We start from the raw sequence: 16,412 nt of genomic DNA, 5'->3' as shown, positions 1-16,412 counted from the left end.
AGATAACATATTAAATAGAAATTTTAAAGCTATAAATCAACAATAATGTTAGGTTACCTTAAATTTTATTTTTAAGTCATCGTTTACAATAATGGTATAAATATGAAGAAAATTGAAGTAAATTAGCAAAAATGAAAGTTAAACTGACTAGTCTAATTTATGGTAATTTGACATAAATTAACCAACGGGAATATACTTATCAAGGTAATAATTATTAATGTCTATAGAATTATAACAAAATTTATTTATTAGGGGGAATTATATATTATGGGCATTTTATATGAATCAATTGGATTTAGCGGTTGGGCCATTTTTTTCTTTGTTTTATTTGCTTTAATGGCTTTCAATGAATTTGGTCGTTCAACAAAGTGGGGGGGTATAGCATTATTTGTAGTTACACCGATACTTCTAACAATATTTGTTTGGCCAACAACTGCAGCACCTGGGAATGAATATGGTACAGGAAATTGGTTTAACTGGGTAAAAACTTATTCAGCATTAGCAGGATGTGTTTGGTTTATGGCACTTCGCTATAGTTCCAAACTTTCTAAAAAGAAGTGGGCATTAGCTTTACCAGCAATTATACTAGCAGTTAATATTTTAGAAGCATCTATTCGTGATTTTCAATGTTTTTCATATGGAGCATGGAATGGTGAAACTATAAATAACCTTTGGGTAATGTCAGGACCTTGGAATATTATGAATGGTATAGCAGGATTGCTTAATATTATAGCAATTTGTGGTTGGACAGGCATATTTATTTCTAAAAGTGAAACAAAAGATATGATTTGGCCTGATATGATTTGGCCTTGGATTATAGCTTACGATTTATGGAATTTTGCATATACTTACAACTGTATAGCAGACCATTCATTCTATTGTGGAGTAATATTATTACTTTCATGCACAATTCCAGCTTTCTTTATAAAAAGAGGAGCGTGGCTACAACATCGTGCGCACACACTAGGGTTATGGACTATGTTTATAATGACTGTACCGCAATTTGCTGATCGTATAGCACCAGTATCTACTACTCATAACTCAACAGCTTTCTTTGTTGTTAGTTTAATATCTTTACTAGGTAATATTGCATTAGTAGTTTATCAATTTAGTAAAATACGTAAAAACAAATTCAATGCATTAAAAGATGAAATATATAAAGATACAAAAGCATATGGAGAAGTATTTGAAGCTAATATATAAGAAATTTTGAGAAGCTTATAAAAAATAGTACAAGAAATTGAAATCTTGTACTATTTTTATTCTTAAAAATTAAGAATTCAGAGGGGGTGGCGTTTCGCGCTCCCCTTTGTAAATCATTGATTTTACTTGATTTAAGAGATTTATTATATAAAAAACATATCTATTAATTTAAATATGCAGAAAACTATAATTTTTTAAAAATATTAATAAAAATTTATTACAAGAAATGTAATTGAAAATTATGCTCAATAACTATTAGTAGTAAAATAAAAATATTTGTTAATATACAAAATACTTTAATTATAGTGTTTAATTAACTTAGATGATATAATTAGGAAAAATAATTAGTTAGGAAATGAGATTTATGAGGAAAGAAATTTTACTTAAAATAAAAGAACAGTTAGCAAAAGATTATAATTGTAGTATTGAAGACTTTAATAATCAAAATAATTTAATTACAGATAAAAAAATAATAGAGGGAAGCAGAAAATACAGTGATGAAGAAGGAATTCTAAAGATGCTTATATTTAATGGAAAGGTAGTAATATCTTCAGATAAATGCATTAAGGATTGGTGCATTGAAAAATTATCTAAATTTCCAGGAGAATGGATGTTTTTATACTCAGTTCTAAGAAGAATAGATAAAAAGTTAAATGAGTTTGGTTATGAAATAGAAAATACACATCATTACTACTTACCAAAGGATGAGTCTTTCATAGATAATATAGATTTTAATTTAAAATGGTATGAAAAAGATGAAATATATCAATTTAAAGGTGATGATAGATTTGATGAAGCCTTTGCCTTTAATAGCAATTATCCAGATGTATTAGCAGTTGCTGCAGTAGATGATGAGGGCAAGATTTTAGGTATGGCTGGAGCTAGTGAAGATTCTAAAATTATGTGGCAAATTGGAGTTAATGTTTTACCAGAGGCAAAGGGAAGAGGAGTTGCTAGTACTATCGTACAAGCTTTAAAAAATGAAATATTAAGAAGAGGAAAGGTGCCCTTTTATGGAACTGTTGAATCTCATATAATTTCACAAAAGGTTGCATTAAAATCAGGTTTTTATCCAGCTTTCGCAGAAGTGAAAATAAGAAAAGTAATGAAGGAAGATAAAAATGAAGTTTAATAGTTTAATACTTAATTATCTGTAATTGATATTGAAAAATCTAAAGACTTTTATATTAATATCTAAGACTCTGTTAGATATTTTCGTTGATATGATAGTTGCGTAATCACATATGAGAAATTCTTAAATTAGTGATGAAGTAACTGTCATATCAACATTTTTCTCTAACACAGCCTTATTTAAAAACTATCTATTTTCAAATCTTTATAATAATACTCTTTATCTCTGTCAGTAATAGGTCTTAAAACTTTGCAAGGGTTTCCTATAGCCACTACATTTTCAGGAATATCCTTTATAACAATGCTACCTGCTCCTATTACAGAATTTTTACCGATGGTTACTCCAGGTAAAATAACTACATTGCTTCCTATCCAAACATTGTCTTCAATTGTAACAGGAAAAGAAAATTGCTCTCCGTTTTTTCTTAAATCAGGATGTACAGGGTGACCAGTTACGGATATTGTAACATTTGGAGCAAACATAACATTATTGCCGATAAATATATCTATGTCATCAACTAACACAAGATTAAAATTAGCATAAAAGTTATCTCCAATATGTATACGACTACCGTAAGCAACATGTAGTGGAGGTTCAATAAATATATTTTTGCCAAGATGACCAAATAGTTTTTTTAGTATTTCACTTCTTTTTTCTTCCTCACTTGGACGAGTGTGATTAAAATCATAAACTAGTTCTTTTCCACGAAGGCGTTCTTCAGGTAAGCCTTCACATAAATCTGTATAAATTTGACCATTTTGCATTCTTTCTCTTACTCCCATTTTAATACCTCTCTTATTATTAAAATTTTAATCTTATATATTGAATTTTAACACATGTAAATGCTTATTGCTTATGAAATAACCATGTAACAGTTTATTTTTCCATAATTAAGTGATTTTTCTAAAAAATGCTTGAATGGTTTTGGAATCTATTCACAAATAAGTATGATAGTAGTATGATTGAATCGTAAGTAGTAAGTAAAATTATATATAGTTGATTATATTAAGAAAAATAATTAGGATTAAAAGGGAGAATATTTATGAAAGAATTAAAATTAGCACAAAGTTTTTCTATTATTGCGTTAAATTCTCAAGATAGTCTTCATATGACTACAGTAAAGAAAATATCTCTTCACTGTATTGCAGCAGCAGTTATATTAGAGACTTATTTAGAGGGATATTTCACACAAGTAGAGGATAAGTTAGTTTTACAGAAATCTTTAATAGATGATCCTAATATAACTTTATATCAAGAAGCGATTTTTAAGCCTCTATTTAATAAAAAAGATAGTTTGGAAGGAAACTTAAATTGGTGGTTAACAAAGTCTTCTAACTTATCAAGCAGGTATTTAAAAAATCTTGAGCATACTATGGCAGATTCTTTAAAAGGGATTGATTTACTTGAAGAAATCCCCAATATTTTATGTTGTGACTTATTTTATGAAAGTGCGGACGTTTCTATAAAAGAATATAGAAGTAATATGCAAAAATATACAAATGTTACAGAGACCATTCGTGCAGAATTTTTAGAAGAGGGGCCAGTAGCAGATGAAACTATTTTTATGTTGTGGCTTCTTCGTGAAAGTGCATGTTTACAAGATATATTTTCAAAGAGTGAGTTAGAAATAGTAGCTAAGAGAATAAATGAATTATCATTAACCACTCCTATAGCAAAAACGTTATATGATGTGCATATATACCATGGTATTGAAATGGCTGTAAAAGAATTTTTGAATATGAAGAAAAATGCTATAAAAACGCCTACTGGTACAGGGATAAATTTTATATTTCCAGTAATTGAGCGCTCACAATCAATTTTTATTGATACAGAGGAATGGTTTCCAAATTCTAAGCAAAGGTTAGATGCGGTAAAAGCACGATTAGAATCCAATGGTCATTCATATACTGTAATTCGTGAGGGAAAGGTTCCACTTATTAAAATTGATAATATTATATATGAAGCCATTCCAGAAGCTATTCAAGGAAGAGTAGCTATTCATGGGGTACGTCTTAGAAAGTATCCTATTTAAGGGAGTTGTATAAGCTAATGTCTAGACAACGTTCTATGGAAAAAATATTGGAATCTGAGTATGTGTCAATTGGTGAATTAGTGAGACGTACTAACTCTAGATATAGTACGCTTAAATTTTATACAGAAGAAGGTATGATCCCCTTTGAACAAGAAAATTTCCTCGAGAAAAGGCAGTTGAAAGAATAGAAGAAATTAAATTACTAAAAAGACAAGGAAAAAACATTACTGAAATTAAGAAGCTTCTTAATGATTAACGAAGTTTCTAATTTTATTAAATTATATGAGAAATAGGAATAAAAAATAGTACAAGAGGTTTTAAAAAATTTCTTGTACTATTTATGTTTTAATATAGAAATTCTTTTAAAAATTAAACTACTAAAATAACAATTATTCCTGTATAGAAACTGCCTTTCCAACAGTACCACCAAGCTTTTTCCAAAAGTAATTATGTTCCTCAACGGCTTGTGAGAAATCATTATTTTCCCATCTAGAAAGTACTTCTAACATGTAGTCTCTATCTTTATAATCAACTTTTTCAATAAGATTTTTTAGCGTAGAAATATCATTAGAATTCATTGGAAGACGGCCCAAAATTTGATTATCTTCAGCAACAATTTTACTATTACTCATTCTATGAAGTATATCATAAATATTTTCAATAGAATAATAGGTATTTTCTTTAAGTTCATTAGAATTTTCTTCAGAAAGTTCTTTATCAAGCTTTTTTATTTCAGAAATATTTTCTTTAGCACTTAAATTGCCAGAGTTATGTTCTTTGTAGTAGAAGAATGAAAATACACTTGTAGCAATAAAAAGTAATACAATTAAAGTAATAATTAAAGGTTTATTTTTAAATAGATTAGATATATTAAATCCCCCCTTAACACAATTAGTTAAAACCATTATAACCCATAAATTGTATAATTTGAATAAAATACTTATTGTTAAGGAACAAAATATAGAATTTATATAAAGACCATCTAATATATAGAATAAGAGAGGAGAATTTACAAAAAAATCTATCTGAAATAAGGGCTTATTTTGATAATGATGAATTAATTGAAGGATATTTTGAGACATTAAATTACACTGCTGAAGAATAAGGAAGATATAATTGAATTGAAAGTTAAAGGCGTTGAGACAATACAATATAAACCTTTTTCAAATGAATATTTAAGCATAATTAAAAAAATAGATATAGTTAATATTTTTGAAAATAAAAAACCTAAAAATATGAAAAATAGCAAATCAGTGCTGCCATATGTTAAAGGAGGCGTATTGATATTTGTTACATTAATTATAGTATATATATTTATTTTTAAATTTTTAATATAGATAGATGAAGTATCATTTAAGGATAAGAGAACCTTATAAAATAGATTTACTTTTTAGTATCTATTTTATAGGGTATATTTTTGTGAAAAAATCTAAATTTATTTATTTTTATATATTAAATTAGCCATTTCTGAAGCTAAATTATTTTTTTTAGTATTATCTCTAATAAAAGCAATTTTTTTACCATTAAAAGTAGTTAAACAAATAAATTCTTCATTTACTTCATTTTTTACATCAAAAGACTTTATATCATTTAAAGATATCTTTTCTGTATAAGCAGTTTCAGGTAAACCGCCCCAAGCAGCATAGTTTATAGCCTCTATATATAAGTTTTCGATAGTAAGAATTAGTTTGAAATCATTAGTAATTCTTCCAACAGGCCCAAATAAATTAGAAATAAAATTTATAATTACAGAGTGATTTTTTATTTCTTTATGGGAATTTATAGAGCATAGAACAATTTCATTATTAAGTATCTTTGTCATAGAAGAGCCTCCTAAATAATTTATTGCGTTTATTATTTGGTAAATTATAACATGCAATAAATGAAATTGCTAGAAAAATATTTCCAATTACTAGCAAAATAAATATCTATACTGTAAAATTAATATATATAACAAATTAGGGGAGAAATTTATGAGAATAGGAAATACAAAAATTTTAATAATAGATTTTGTGCCATATGAGTATAAAAAGCTACAGAGGTATCTTGAAGAAATGGCCTTAAAGGGATGGAAATTAGAATGTGCTTTTGGAAAGTTTTTTAAGTTTAAAAGAATAGATCCAATGAAAATTAAATATTATGTAGATGTGGTTAATGGGATTACTTTTTTAGATGGAAAGAATAGTAACATTTCCTTAGAACATAGAAAAAAGCTTAATAATTATGGCTGGGACTTTGTTTGTGAAATAGAAAAGGTACAAATATTTTGCAGTGAAGACCCTGAAATATCAGGAGAAATTTATGGAGGTACATTAGATAAGTTTATATATATAAATAAGGCTTCATTAAAGGAAATACTGCTTAGATTATTTACATTTATAATTTTAGGAATTAGTCAGTACAATACAATATTTAATGGAAATAGTTTAAACTTCTTAGCAAATAATACAATGATCCTATTAATATTTTTTATATATTTATGCTTAATAATAAATATTACTGATTTAATAAGACTTATTAGATTGTATATAAAAGGAGATATAACTAAAGAGAGTTATGAAAATGTTGAAGTAAAGTCATTAAAATGGATAAAATTTAAATCTTTAATAATGAATTTAGCAATAGTATTTTTCTTTATTATAATTAGCTTATTGATTGTAAAGAGAGAAATATTTTCATTAGGAATTATTTTTGTTATTAGTTCTATTTTTTTAGCTATATATATAATTATTAATTTAGCTGTTAAATATACTAATAAAAGTACGAAAAAAGTAAATATAATTATGTACTTTATTATTACTATAGTATCAATTTTATTTATAAATAAGTTCATTATTAACAATTTATTTAATAGTAATAATGGCAAAAAAGATTTAAATCAGTATGCATTAACTTTAAAGGATTTTAATGATGAAATAATAGATGAACAAAGTATATATATTGATGAAAATAAAAGTTTTTTAGCTCATACAATATTTTATAGTGCTAATGGGAAAAATAGAAAGCTATCTTATGAGCTATTTGAAAGTAATTATAATTGGGTTATAGAGTGGAATTTTAATAAAATGATGGATTGGTTTAAAGACTATAATATTTCATATAGTGAGATAAAAACTGATTTACCAGCAGATGTTAAAGTTTATAGAAATAATAAGAGTAATAATTATATCCTAGTTTCTGATAAAAAGATTATTGAAATTTTTGGAGATGATGAAAATATAAAATGTGATATGTTAAAGAAAACTTATGATAAAATTTTTAGATAGATTAACTGTAAGTTATAGGAGGAAAAGTTTTGGAAGATAATAATAAAAAGATTTGCCCAATTTGTGGTGAAGTTATGAAGGAATATGAATATGCTTATGATAATAATCAATATGGAAAGATATATTATAAGTGCCCGGAATGCGGTCATAAAGAAAATACAATAAATAATTAATGTAGGAAGAGGCAACTAATATGTTTAATAAACTAACAAAAAGAGTTTACTATATGGATTGTGTACACGAGGGAGATAGGCCAGTTTTAGGAGGGGTTATAGGAGATAAATATTCTTTAATAATAGATGGTGGAAATTCAAAAGCACATGCAGAAGAATTTTTATCTTACATAAGGAAACTAAATATTACAGAGCCTAAGTATTTAGTTCTTACACATTGGCATTGGGATCATGTTTTTGGAATTGAAACTATGAATTTAATAAATGTATTTAATAATAAATCAAATGAGAAAATAGAATGGATGAGAAATTTAAGTTGGAGCGATGAAGCAATTAGAGAAAGAGTAAAAAATGGAGAAGAAATTAAATTTTGTGAAGAAAATATAAAAATTGAACATCCGAATAATGACAGAAAAATAAATATACCAAAAGCAGATATTCTATATGATAGAGAAATATTAATTGATTTAGGTAATGTTACTGTAAAAATAGAAAGGATAGACGCTGATCATTCAAATGATTGTTCCTTAGTAACTGTAGTTGAAGAAGGAGTTACTTTCATGGGAGATGCTATGTACCTAGATATGTATAATGGACCATATAGTTATACCAAAGAAAAACTTTATCCATTATTAGAAAAGTTAATTTCCTATAATTCAAATTTTTATATTCCAGCACATCATCCTAAATATACAAATTCTGAATTTATGGATTTTGTATATAGTATAAAGGAAATTGGAGATATTGTAGATGATGAAACTAATTTAGAAAAAGCTAAGAAATTACTTTTAAATAAGAGAAAAAAAGAACTTACAGAAGATGATATAGAAGATATTACTGCTTTTGTTCAAGGCAATAAAAAGAAATTTAATATTTAAATTAATAAAGTAAAATGCCACTAATGCAAAATTTAGTGGCATTTTACTTTATTACAAAAATGTAACCATAATGAAAGATAAAACGATAGATGCAGATTAAAATAAAAGATAAAATTATTTTATAAAATGATGGAGGTAGAATTAATGAAAATATTTAATTCTTTTACATTAAAGGTTATAGCAATTATTACTATGTTAATGAATCATATATATACTTATTTAAGTGGAATATATGATATACCAATTTGGTTTGGATATTTAGGAAAACTTTCAGCACCAATATTCTTTTTCTTAATAGTAGAAGGATTTTTTTATACTAAAAGTAGAATGAAGTATCTTGGAAGATTGTTTTTATTTGGCTTAATTATGATTGGAATTGATAATATACTAGGAATACATAATAATATATTTTTATCTTTAGCATTATCTATTGTAATATTATTGATATTAGAATACGGTAAAGCTGTAAATACAAAAAAAACGTATATAACGACAATGATTATGGTAATAGCTTTAGGTATAGTATATATGTTTACAGAGGCTTCAATTTATGGACTTGAAATGACATTAATTTTTTATTTCTTTAGAAATAAAAAATTAACATTATCACTAACATATATGTTCTTCTCAATATTGCCAATAGTACCAATATTATTTGGACAAGGTGCATATGAACAGTTGATGATTTTTGATTATCAATGGATGATGATATTTTCACTGCCATTAATATTATTATATAATGGTAAATTAGGATTAAAGAATAGCTTTACAAAGTGGATGTTTTATGTATTTTATCCAGCTCATTTAATAATAATTCAATTAATAGCAAAGATAATTTAGTATTAATTTCAATGGAAGACAATAAAGCTATAATTAATAGATAAGTCAGCAACATAATAGAAAGCATATTTTGAATCTAATTGATTTTAAATATGCTTTCTATATTTACAAAAACAAATTAGGGCTACTTTTTATTAAAGTAGCCCTAATTTGTACTATTTACAAAAATCTGAAGGTTTAGCATTATCTTGGACATCCATTAAAGCTTCACCAAATCTTTGATAGTGTACAACTTCTCTTTCTCTTAAGAAGCCTAATATTTTCTTTATTTCAGCATCATCAGTTAAGTTAATCAACCATTCATAAGTTGCCCTAGCTTTTTGTTCAGCATTCATATCTTCATGTAAATCGGCAATTACATCACCTTTAGCTTGTATATAAGTAGCTGTCCAAGGGTTTCCAGTAGCATCTGTATAGAAAAGAGCTTTACCATGGTCTGCATAATGTCCATCTAAGCCAGCAGCCTTAATTTGATCTATAGAAGCGTTTTCCATAATTTGATAAACCATTGTGCCTAGAATCTCTACGTGAGCCATTTCCTCCGTTCCAATATCAGTCAAAAGAGCTTTAGATTTATTTGTTGGCATTGTATATCTTTGATTTAAATATCTAAGAGCAGCTCCAAGCTCCCCATCAGGACCACCATATTGAGTAATGAGAGTTCTAGCCATTTTTAAATCTGTAGATTTTAAGTTAACTGGGTGTTGTAAAGTTTTAACATAATACCACATTAATTTTTACCTCCGTGCATATTTTCCCAAGGCCATGGACTATTAACCCATGCTTCAGGGTTTTGAAAGTATGCAGAACCAAAATTTGTTAATGGACCATGTTCCTTTTCAAAGTCCCAAACAGTCTTCTTAAGTTCACAAGAAATTACTTCGTAATCATGCTTTGCTTTTTCGCAAGTAGGGAAGTTGTCTAAATATAAATTTAAATCAAGAGCAAAGAATTGTAGTTTTTGTATTTTTTCTAAATACTCATGATGTTTCATTTTTTTGTTACCCCCTTAATGTATTTTACATCACAATATGGACTATATAAGTCTTTAAATACTGTGCCAGCTTCAAAAGCATTTTCAATATCGAATAAGTTTTCATAAGGTTGAAGTTTAACAAATGCTCTAGCATATACAGGTGGGAGAAAAACTTTATGGGATTCGCGACAATTTTTGCTAGTGTCATTACAAGCTATATTACAATAAAGTTTGCTAGGGTCTTTTATGCAAGAGTTACATTTTTCACAATTGGTATCTGTATTAGAACACACAAATAAACATCCTTTCATTTATTATATATAGTAACAAACTATGTAAAAAAAAGTAGAAATGTGATGAAAATTGCATTTAATATTTAAAAGATAAATTTACAAATAAATAAAGATTAAATTAAAGATGTAATTAATTAAAGATGTTTTTTGTTGATTTTAGAATATGATATGATATCATCTAATATATAAAAATAATTTTCAGAAGGTGATTGAATGAGGGAAATTGACTATTCAGGATTAACTGGCGAAGTAATTAAAAAAGGTAGCTCTAGATATGAAGAAAGTATAATTTCTTGGAATAGGGCTATAAAAAAATATCCATTAGTAGTTATTTATTGCCATAATGAAGATGATGTTGTCAATTCAATAGTATGGGCAAAGAATAATTCTATAGAAATAAAAGTAAGATCTGGAGCTCATAGTTACGAAGGATATTCAACGGGCAATGATGTTGCAGTTATAGATATAAGTAGAATTAATAAAATTTATATAGATGAAAAAGAAGAGATTGTAAAAATAGGAGGCGGAGTTCGAAATAGAGAGATATATGAAGCTTTAGGAAGTAGAGGTTATGCATTTCCAGGAGGTGGATGTCCTACTGTTGGAGTTCCTGGTTTAATACTAGGAGGGGGATGGGGATACTCTAGTAGATTTTTAGGATTAGCCTGCGATAGTTTAATAGAAGCTGAACTTATAAATTACGAAGGTAAGAAATTATTATTAAATGAAAATTTAAATAGTGACTTGTTTTGGGCTTGTAAAGGAAGTGGCGGAGGAAATTTTGGAATAATAACTTCTATGACACTACAATTAAAAGAAAAAATAAAAATGGGAACATTAATTAATATAAACTACCCAAATATAAGTAATAAAGATAATATTAAAGTTGTTGAAGTTTTGCAACATTTGTATAAAAGTTTAGATAGAAGAATTAATCTAAAAACTGCTATATATAATTCAGCAGTAAAAGGAAGAGGCGTTAAGATTACTGGGTTATTTTATGGAAATGATAAAGAAGCTTTGAATATATTGAAGCCTTTAAAAGAAATAGTTGATAATGTAGAATTTGATTTAAAGTATATGACTGTTTTAGAATGTAATAGATGGATTCAAGATAGTCATCCGGACTACGAAAAATATAAATCTACTGGAAGATTTGTTTATAAGGATTATAGTGCTAATGAAATAAAAGCGATTATAGAATTAGTAGATAATCCAGCGGAAGGAGCTGTATATTCAGCAGTATCTTTTTATGGTGCAGGTGGGGCGATTTCTGATGTTAACAAATTAGATACAGCTTTTTATTATAGAGATGCCAAATTTATAATGGGGTTACAATCGGTTTGGGAAAATGATATATATGAAGAAGAAAATAAAGAATGGGTTAGAATAAAGTTTAATACAGTGAAAGAATTAACAGTAGGGTCTTTCGTTAATTTTCCTTTAGCTGAATTAGAAAACTATGAGAAAGAATATTATGGGGAGCATATGAATTCTTTGAGAAAGATAAAAACAAAGTATGATCCATATAATGTTTTTAAGTTTCCACAAGTTATTAAAAGAGAAAATTAAAGAATTTATTATAATCAAAGTGAGATATAATACTATTTATAAGAAAAAGTTTAAATAAGATCAAAGTTGTACATGTTATATGATTTTATAAATATATGTGATATTGAGAAAAATATTATTTTTATATAGTTAATAGGTTAAAGATATATTTATGGAAGTAATATCTATAAAGACAATAATATTAAAAAGTGATATAATTGAAAAAGATTATTAAATGAGGTGATATAATGAGTAGCATATCAGGAAAAGGCTGCGAGAGACTTATTCCCACTGAAGAGAAAAAGCCTTTGGAAGAAATAGAGCGTAGCCTTGTTAAAAAATATAGAAAACATATTTGGACTAAATTTGTAAGAGCGGTTAAGGATTATAACCTTGTAGAAGAAGGAGATAAAATTGCTGTAGCTATATCAGGAGGAAAAGATTCTTTATTAATGGCGAAATGTTTCCAAGAACTTAAAAAGCATGGTCAAATGAATTTTGAACTAGAGTTTATAGCCATGGATCCTGGGTATCATCCACAAATAAAAGAATTACTTATAGAAAATTGTAATCATTTAGGAATACCAGTACATATTTATGAAGGAAAAGTTTTTGAAGTTGTAGATAAAATGGCAAGAGATTATCCATGTTATCTTTGTGCAAGAATGAGAAGAGGGTCTCTTTATAGCAAAGCAAGAGAACTTGGATGTAATAAATTAGCTTTGGGGCATCATTATAATGATGTAATAGAAACTACGTTATTAAATGTGCTATATGCAGGAAATTTCAAAACTATGCTTCCTAAATTCAAAGCAGCTAATTTTGAAGAAATGGAGTTAATAAGACCTCTTTACTATGTGGAAGAAGATTATATAAAAAGATTTACAAACAATGCAGGAATCTGGCCTTTAAATTGTGCATGCATGGTTGCAGCAGAAAAGATAGGTAATAAGAGATATGAAATAAAGGAGTTAATAAAAGAGCTTAAGAAAAATTTTGATGGTGTAGAAAAATCAATATTTAAAGCAGCAGAAAATGTTAATTTAGATTCTATACTTGGTTGGGAAAAAGATGGTATAAAGACTAAGTATTTAGAAGTATATAATGAAGAATAAAAATTAAATATTAAATATATTGTTTAAAGATATTATGTTATTAAGATTAAAAATATAATTTTATACATAATATCTTTATTTTTTTACTCTATAGGAAATTATATTTTTAAAATATATAGATAAATTATTTATAGCATATAAGTTATTAAAGTTAGCACTATAGAGTAAAAATAGAATAAAGTGCGCGTGCAAGATTTTCCTCAGGCAAGCTTCGGAAATGCACATGCGCGAAAAAAGTCGACGGCTCGGCAAGCTCACCTTGACGACTTTTTTATGCAATAATAATTTATTAAATTAAATAGGGAATAATTAAAAATAGATTATAAATACTAATAATGTAGTGGAGGTGAGCATAATGGCAAAAAAAGATCAGCAAGCAAGTTGGGAGAAAAAAAGATATAAATCACCAAAGAAAAGTGAAGCTTCTAAAGTACCAGAAGTAAAATAGTAAAACTTAATAAATAATAAAAAAGGAATCTACTCAAAAAGATATAAATTTTTAAGAGTAGTTCCTTACTTTTTATAAAAAATACATAAAATATATAAAAAAATTATACTTAATTACGATAATAAGATAGAGTTAATATTTTAATAAATACACTAAAAGATTTATAATACACTTTTTTTATTAAAAAATATATGTTATATTTTATTTAAGATTTCAAATAAATAAAAATTATATTTTTTATATTTATAAAATTTTTAAGGATAAAAGGAGAAATGGTATGGATAGAGAAAGTTTTTTATCTATGGATCCTAATATCATATTAAGTATAGTAAATATGAAATTAAGAGATTTTTACTCTAATTTATCTGTATTATGTGATGATTTAGGAGTAACTGAAGAAGAACTAAAAAATAAATTGAACAAAATAGGGTATAAGTATATAAAAGATGAAAATCAGTTTAAGTAATAATTAAGGAGGAGAATTATGAAACTTAAAAATTTTGGAAAGTTAGCAGTATTGGTGGCAGCAGGAGCTACTTTAGTTGCCACATTAATTAATGATAATAAAAAAAAATCAAATGATGATTCGAAGGTAAAAGTAGATAATTAATAGGTTAATTTTAAAAATAAAAAGCGATAGAAAATATACTTTGAGAAGGATTAAGAGTTATGATTAGGGAAAAGATTTATAACAAGGATGTTGGTTCCCTGGATAATGATGGTAAAGATTCTTTGAACTTAAAAGATAAGCAAAAGGAGTTGCTATTAAGTTCAAAAGAATCTTTTATAAAGTCCATTAAGGGACTATTTATTTCGGCTAACATAGAAAAAAATTTAATTATGCTTTATGGTAATAATAAAGAAATTATTGGGCTGGACGATGAATTTATTGTAACTGATTTTAAAGAATTTAAAAAATATTTACATAATGACTATATTGATACTTTAATTAATGCTATAGAGAATGATTTAGAAGAAATAGAGATAAAGATAATTAATACATTTGGTGAAGAAGTATGGATTAGTATTAAAGGGCAAATTAAGAAAAATAGCAATGGTGAATTTATAGAGTTTGAGGGATATATACATAATATAACAAAAGAAAAAGAAACTCATTTAAAATTAGAATATATAACTCATTATGATGAACTTACAGGATTAAATAACAGAAAACGATTTAAAAATATAATAGAAAAAGAGCTTGAAAATCATATTTTATTAGAGTCTAGAGGAGCCTTAATAATAATAGATATAGATAATTTTAAATTTATAAATGATTCTTATGGTCACAAGTGTGGAGATATATTTTTAGAGAAGTTCTCTGAGGATTTAAAAAAGCTATTTGCAGATAATAAATTAATATGTAGATTTGGTGGAGATGAATTCTTAATGTTTATGCCATCAATAAAATGTCTAAATGAAATAAATATTGTAGTAAAAAAGGTTATGGATATATTAAAAAGTCCATATAATATAAATGGTAATAGTATTTATTCTTCTGCTAGCATAGGGATAGCAGTTTTTCCAGACGATGGTGAGGATTTTGAAGTCTTATTAAAAAATGCTGACGCTGCAATGTATATTGCTAAGAGTAATGGAAAAAATCAATGGCAGATGTTTAATAACAACATATCTAGAGAGATAAATAGAATTTATTCAATTCAAAGAGGCCTTAGAACAGCATTAGAAAATAATGAAATGTTTGTAATATTTCAACCTAAAGTTAGACTTACAGATGATGAGGTAAATGGATTTGAAGCATTACTTAGATGGAAAAGTAAGGAAATAGGATTTGTAAGTCCTGCCGAATTTATTCCTATTGCAGAAAACACTAGACTTATAATACCTATAGGAAAGTTTGTATTAAGAGAAGTTTTTGCCAAAGTAAAGTATTTATTGTCAGAAGGATACGATAATTTTAAAATTGCAGTTAACTTATCTGAAATACAATTAAGAGAAGATGATTTAATAGAGTACTTTAACTCTTTGGTAAGAGAATTTAACGTTTCACCTAAGTATATAGAGGTAGAAATAACTGAAAGTATGATAATGAAATCAGTTGATAGAAATATAGAATGTTTGCTAAGAATAAAAGAGCTTGGTACATCTATTGCTTTAGATGATTTTGGTACAGGATATTCTTCTTTAAACCATTTAACTAAATTACCAATCGATGTACTAAAAATTGATAGAAGTTTTGTTATTGATATGACTGAAAATGATAAAAGCAGATATATAGTTGAAAATATAATTCAGTTATCACATAAGCTAGGCATTACAGTTGTTGCAGAAGGAGTAGAAGAAAAGGAACAAGTTGACTATTTAAAAAGTATAGATTGTGATACTGTACAAGGATTTTATTATAGTAAACCTGATCATTTCGAAAATATAATTGGCATGTTAAATAAATAAAGGATTACTAAATGTAATCCTTTATTTTTTAATAGTTTTATTTTAATAATATTAATTATAAAATAAAAGTTGTTCAAAAAAATATTGAAAAAT

Annotated in this window: 19 protein-coding genes and 1 pseudogene; 14 read left to right on the top strand and 6 right to left on the bottom strand. The window is 26.4% G+C overall.

Annotated elements, in window-relative coordinates:
- Positions 1-267: 267 nt before the first annotated feature.
- Both ACYUEX_RS10810 and ACYUEX_RS10805 read left to right on the top strand, forming a co-directional pair.
- Positions 268-1,203 (top strand): DUF5692 family protein, encoded by a 936-nt coding sequence (locus ACYUEX_RS10810; RefSeq protein ID WP_460288115.1) that lies wholly within the window; start codon positions 268-270, stop codon positions 1,201-1,203.
- A 364-nt stretch (positions 1,204-1,567) separates the two neighbouring features.
- Entirely contained in the window at positions 1,568-2,335 is a 768-nt protein-coding gene (locus tag ACYUEX_RS10805) for a GNAT family N-acetyltransferase (RefSeq protein WP_460288113.1), read from the top strand.
- Between the two features lie 179 nt (positions 2,336-2,514).
- Here the strand turns inward: ACYUEX_RS10805 and ACYUEX_RS10800 are convergent, their stop codons facing one another.
- A complete protein-coding gene (locus tag ACYUEX_RS10800) occupies positions 2,515-3,117 on the bottom strand; it encodes a maltose acetyltransferase domain-containing protein (protein ID WP_460288111.1) in 603 nt (200 codons plus the stop codon).
- A 260-nt stretch (positions 3,118-3,377) separates the two neighbouring features.
- On the opposite strand from ACYUEX_RS10800, the gene ACYUEX_RS10795 reads away from it, so the two are divergent.
- Both ACYUEX_RS10795 and ACYUEX_RS10790 read left to right on the top strand, forming a co-directional pair.
- Positions 3,378-4,367, top strand: a complete 990-nt coding sequence (locus tag ACYUEX_RS10795; protein ID WP_460288109.1) for a hypothetical protein — start codon at positions 3,378-3,380, stop codon at positions 4,365-4,367.
- 17 nt (positions 4,368-4,384) lie between these two features.
- Positions 4,385-4,623: pseudogene (locus tag ACYUEX_RS10790) on the top strand (MerR family transcriptional regulator).
- 133 nt (positions 4,624-4,756) lie between these two features.
- Here the strand turns inward: ACYUEX_RS10790 and ACYUEX_RS10785 are convergent.
- Complete coding sequence (locus tag ACYUEX_RS10785) at positions 4,757-5,272, bottom strand: DUF6241 domain-containing protein (protein ID WP_460288107.1); 516 nt, start codon at positions 5,270-5,272, stop codon at positions 4,757-4,759.
- A 216-nt stretch (positions 5,273-5,488) separates the two neighbouring features.
- Between ACYUEX_RS10785 and ACYUEX_RS10780 the strand changes: the two genes are divergently transcribed.
- Positions 5,489-5,704, top strand: a complete 216-nt coding sequence (locus ACYUEX_RS10780) for a hypothetical protein (protein ID WP_460288106.1) — start codon at positions 5,489-5,491, stop codon at positions 5,702-5,704.
- A 98-nt stretch (positions 5,705-5,802) separates the two neighbouring features.
- Here ACYUEX_RS10780 and ACYUEX_RS10775 read toward each other — a convergent pair whose 3' ends face one another.
- Positions 5,803-6,189: a hypothetical protein gene (locus ACYUEX_RS10775; RefSeq protein ID WP_460288104.1), complete on the bottom strand. Its 387-nt coding sequence runs from the start codon at positions 6,187-6,189 to the stop codon at positions 5,803-5,805.
- A 151-nt stretch (positions 6,190-6,340) separates the two neighbouring features.
- Between ACYUEX_RS10775 and ACYUEX_RS10770 the strand changes: the two genes are divergently transcribed.
- From ACYUEX_RS10770 to ACYUEX_RS10755, 4 genes are all read left to right on the top strand, one after another.
- A complete protein-coding gene (locus ACYUEX_RS10770; protein ID WP_460288102.1) occupies positions 6,341-7,633 on the top strand; it encodes a DUF2812 domain-containing protein in 1,293 nt (430 codons plus the stop codon).
- A 29-nt stretch (positions 7,634-7,662) separates the two neighbouring features.
- Positions 7,663-7,806, top strand: coding sequence for a hypothetical protein (locus tag ACYUEX_RS10765; protein ID WP_460288100.1), 144 nt, complete (start codon positions 7,663-7,665; stop codon positions 7,804-7,806).
- 20 nt (positions 7,807-7,826) lie between these two features.
- Positions 7,827-8,684: an MBL fold metallo-hydrolase gene (locus tag ACYUEX_RS10760; protein WP_460288098.1), complete on the top strand. Its 858-nt coding sequence runs from the start codon at positions 7,827-7,829 to the stop codon at positions 8,682-8,684.
- A 144-nt stretch (positions 8,685-8,828) separates the two neighbouring features.
- Entirely contained in the window at positions 8,829-9,524 is a 696-nt protein-coding gene (locus tag ACYUEX_RS10755) for a TraX family protein (protein WP_460288095.1), read from the top strand.
- A gap of 155 nt (positions 9,525-9,679) precedes the next feature.
- Here the strand turns inward: ACYUEX_RS10755 and ACYUEX_RS10750 are convergent, their stop codons facing one another.
- The 3 genes from ACYUEX_RS10750 to ACYUEX_RS10740 are packed head-to-tail and all read right to left on the bottom strand — an operon-like array spanning position 9,680 to position 10,793.
- Complete coding sequence (locus tag ACYUEX_RS10750) at positions 9,680-10,255, bottom strand: manganese catalase family protein (protein WP_411170271.1); 576 nt, start codon at positions 10,253-10,255, stop codon at positions 9,680-9,682.
- Complete coding sequence (locus tag ACYUEX_RS10745; RefSeq protein ID WP_460288094.1) at positions 10,255-10,518, bottom strand: spore coat protein CotJB; 264 nt, start codon at positions 10,516-10,518, stop codon at positions 10,255-10,257. Before ACYUEX_RS10745 ends, ACYUEX_RS10750 begins: the two co-directional genes overlap by 1 nt.
- Positions 10,515-10,793 carry a spore coat associated protein CotJA gene (locus ACYUEX_RS10740; RefSeq protein WP_460288093.1) on the bottom strand — a complete coding sequence of 93 codons (279 nt, stop codon included), beginning with the start codon at positions 10,791-10,793 and terminating at the stop codon, positions 10,515-10,517. Before ACYUEX_RS10740 ends, ACYUEX_RS10745 begins: the two co-directional genes overlap by 4 nt.
- Positions 10,794-11,006: 213 nt before the next feature.
- On the opposite strand from ACYUEX_RS10740, the gene ACYUEX_RS10735 reads away from it, so the two are divergent.
- The 5 genes from ACYUEX_RS10735 to ACYUEX_RS10715 all read left to right on the top strand — a co-directional run bounded on the left by ACYUEX_RS10735 (position 11,007) and on the right by ACYUEX_RS10715 (position 16,319).
- Complete coding sequence (locus ACYUEX_RS10735; protein ID WP_460288092.1) at positions 11,007-12,365, top strand: FAD-binding oxidoreductase; 1,359 nt, start codon at positions 11,007-11,009, stop codon at positions 12,363-12,365.
- A 227-nt stretch (positions 12,366-12,592) separates the two neighbouring features.
- Entirely contained in the window at positions 12,593-13,459 is an 867-nt protein-coding gene (locus ACYUEX_RS10730) for a tRNA 2-thiocytidine biosynthesis TtcA family protein (RefSeq protein ID WP_460288091.1), read from the top strand.
- A 725-nt stretch (positions 13,460-14,184) separates the two neighbouring features.
- Positions 14,185-14,373 (top strand): DUF4250 domain-containing protein, encoded by a 189-nt coding sequence (locus ACYUEX_RS10725; RefSeq protein WP_460288090.1) that lies wholly within the window; start codon positions 14,185-14,187, stop codon positions 14,371-14,373.
- Between the two features lie 18 nt (positions 14,374-14,391).
- Positions 14,392-14,517 (top strand): hypothetical protein, encoded by a 126-nt coding sequence (locus ACYUEX_RS10720; protein ID WP_411170277.1) that lies wholly within the window; start codon positions 14,392-14,394, stop codon positions 14,515-14,517.
- Positions 14,518-14,576: 59 nt separating this feature from the next.
- Positions 14,577-16,319, top strand: coding sequence for a sensor domain-containing protein (locus ACYUEX_RS10715; RefSeq protein WP_460288089.1), 1,743 nt, complete (start codon positions 14,577-14,579; stop codon positions 16,317-16,319).
- Positions 16,320-16,412 lie beyond the last annotated feature (93 nt).

Source organism: Clostridium sp. CTA-7 (genome assembly GCF_054768095.1).
Note: the sequence above shows the minus strand (reverse complement) of the source record. Positions and strands in the feature narration are given on the sequence as shown.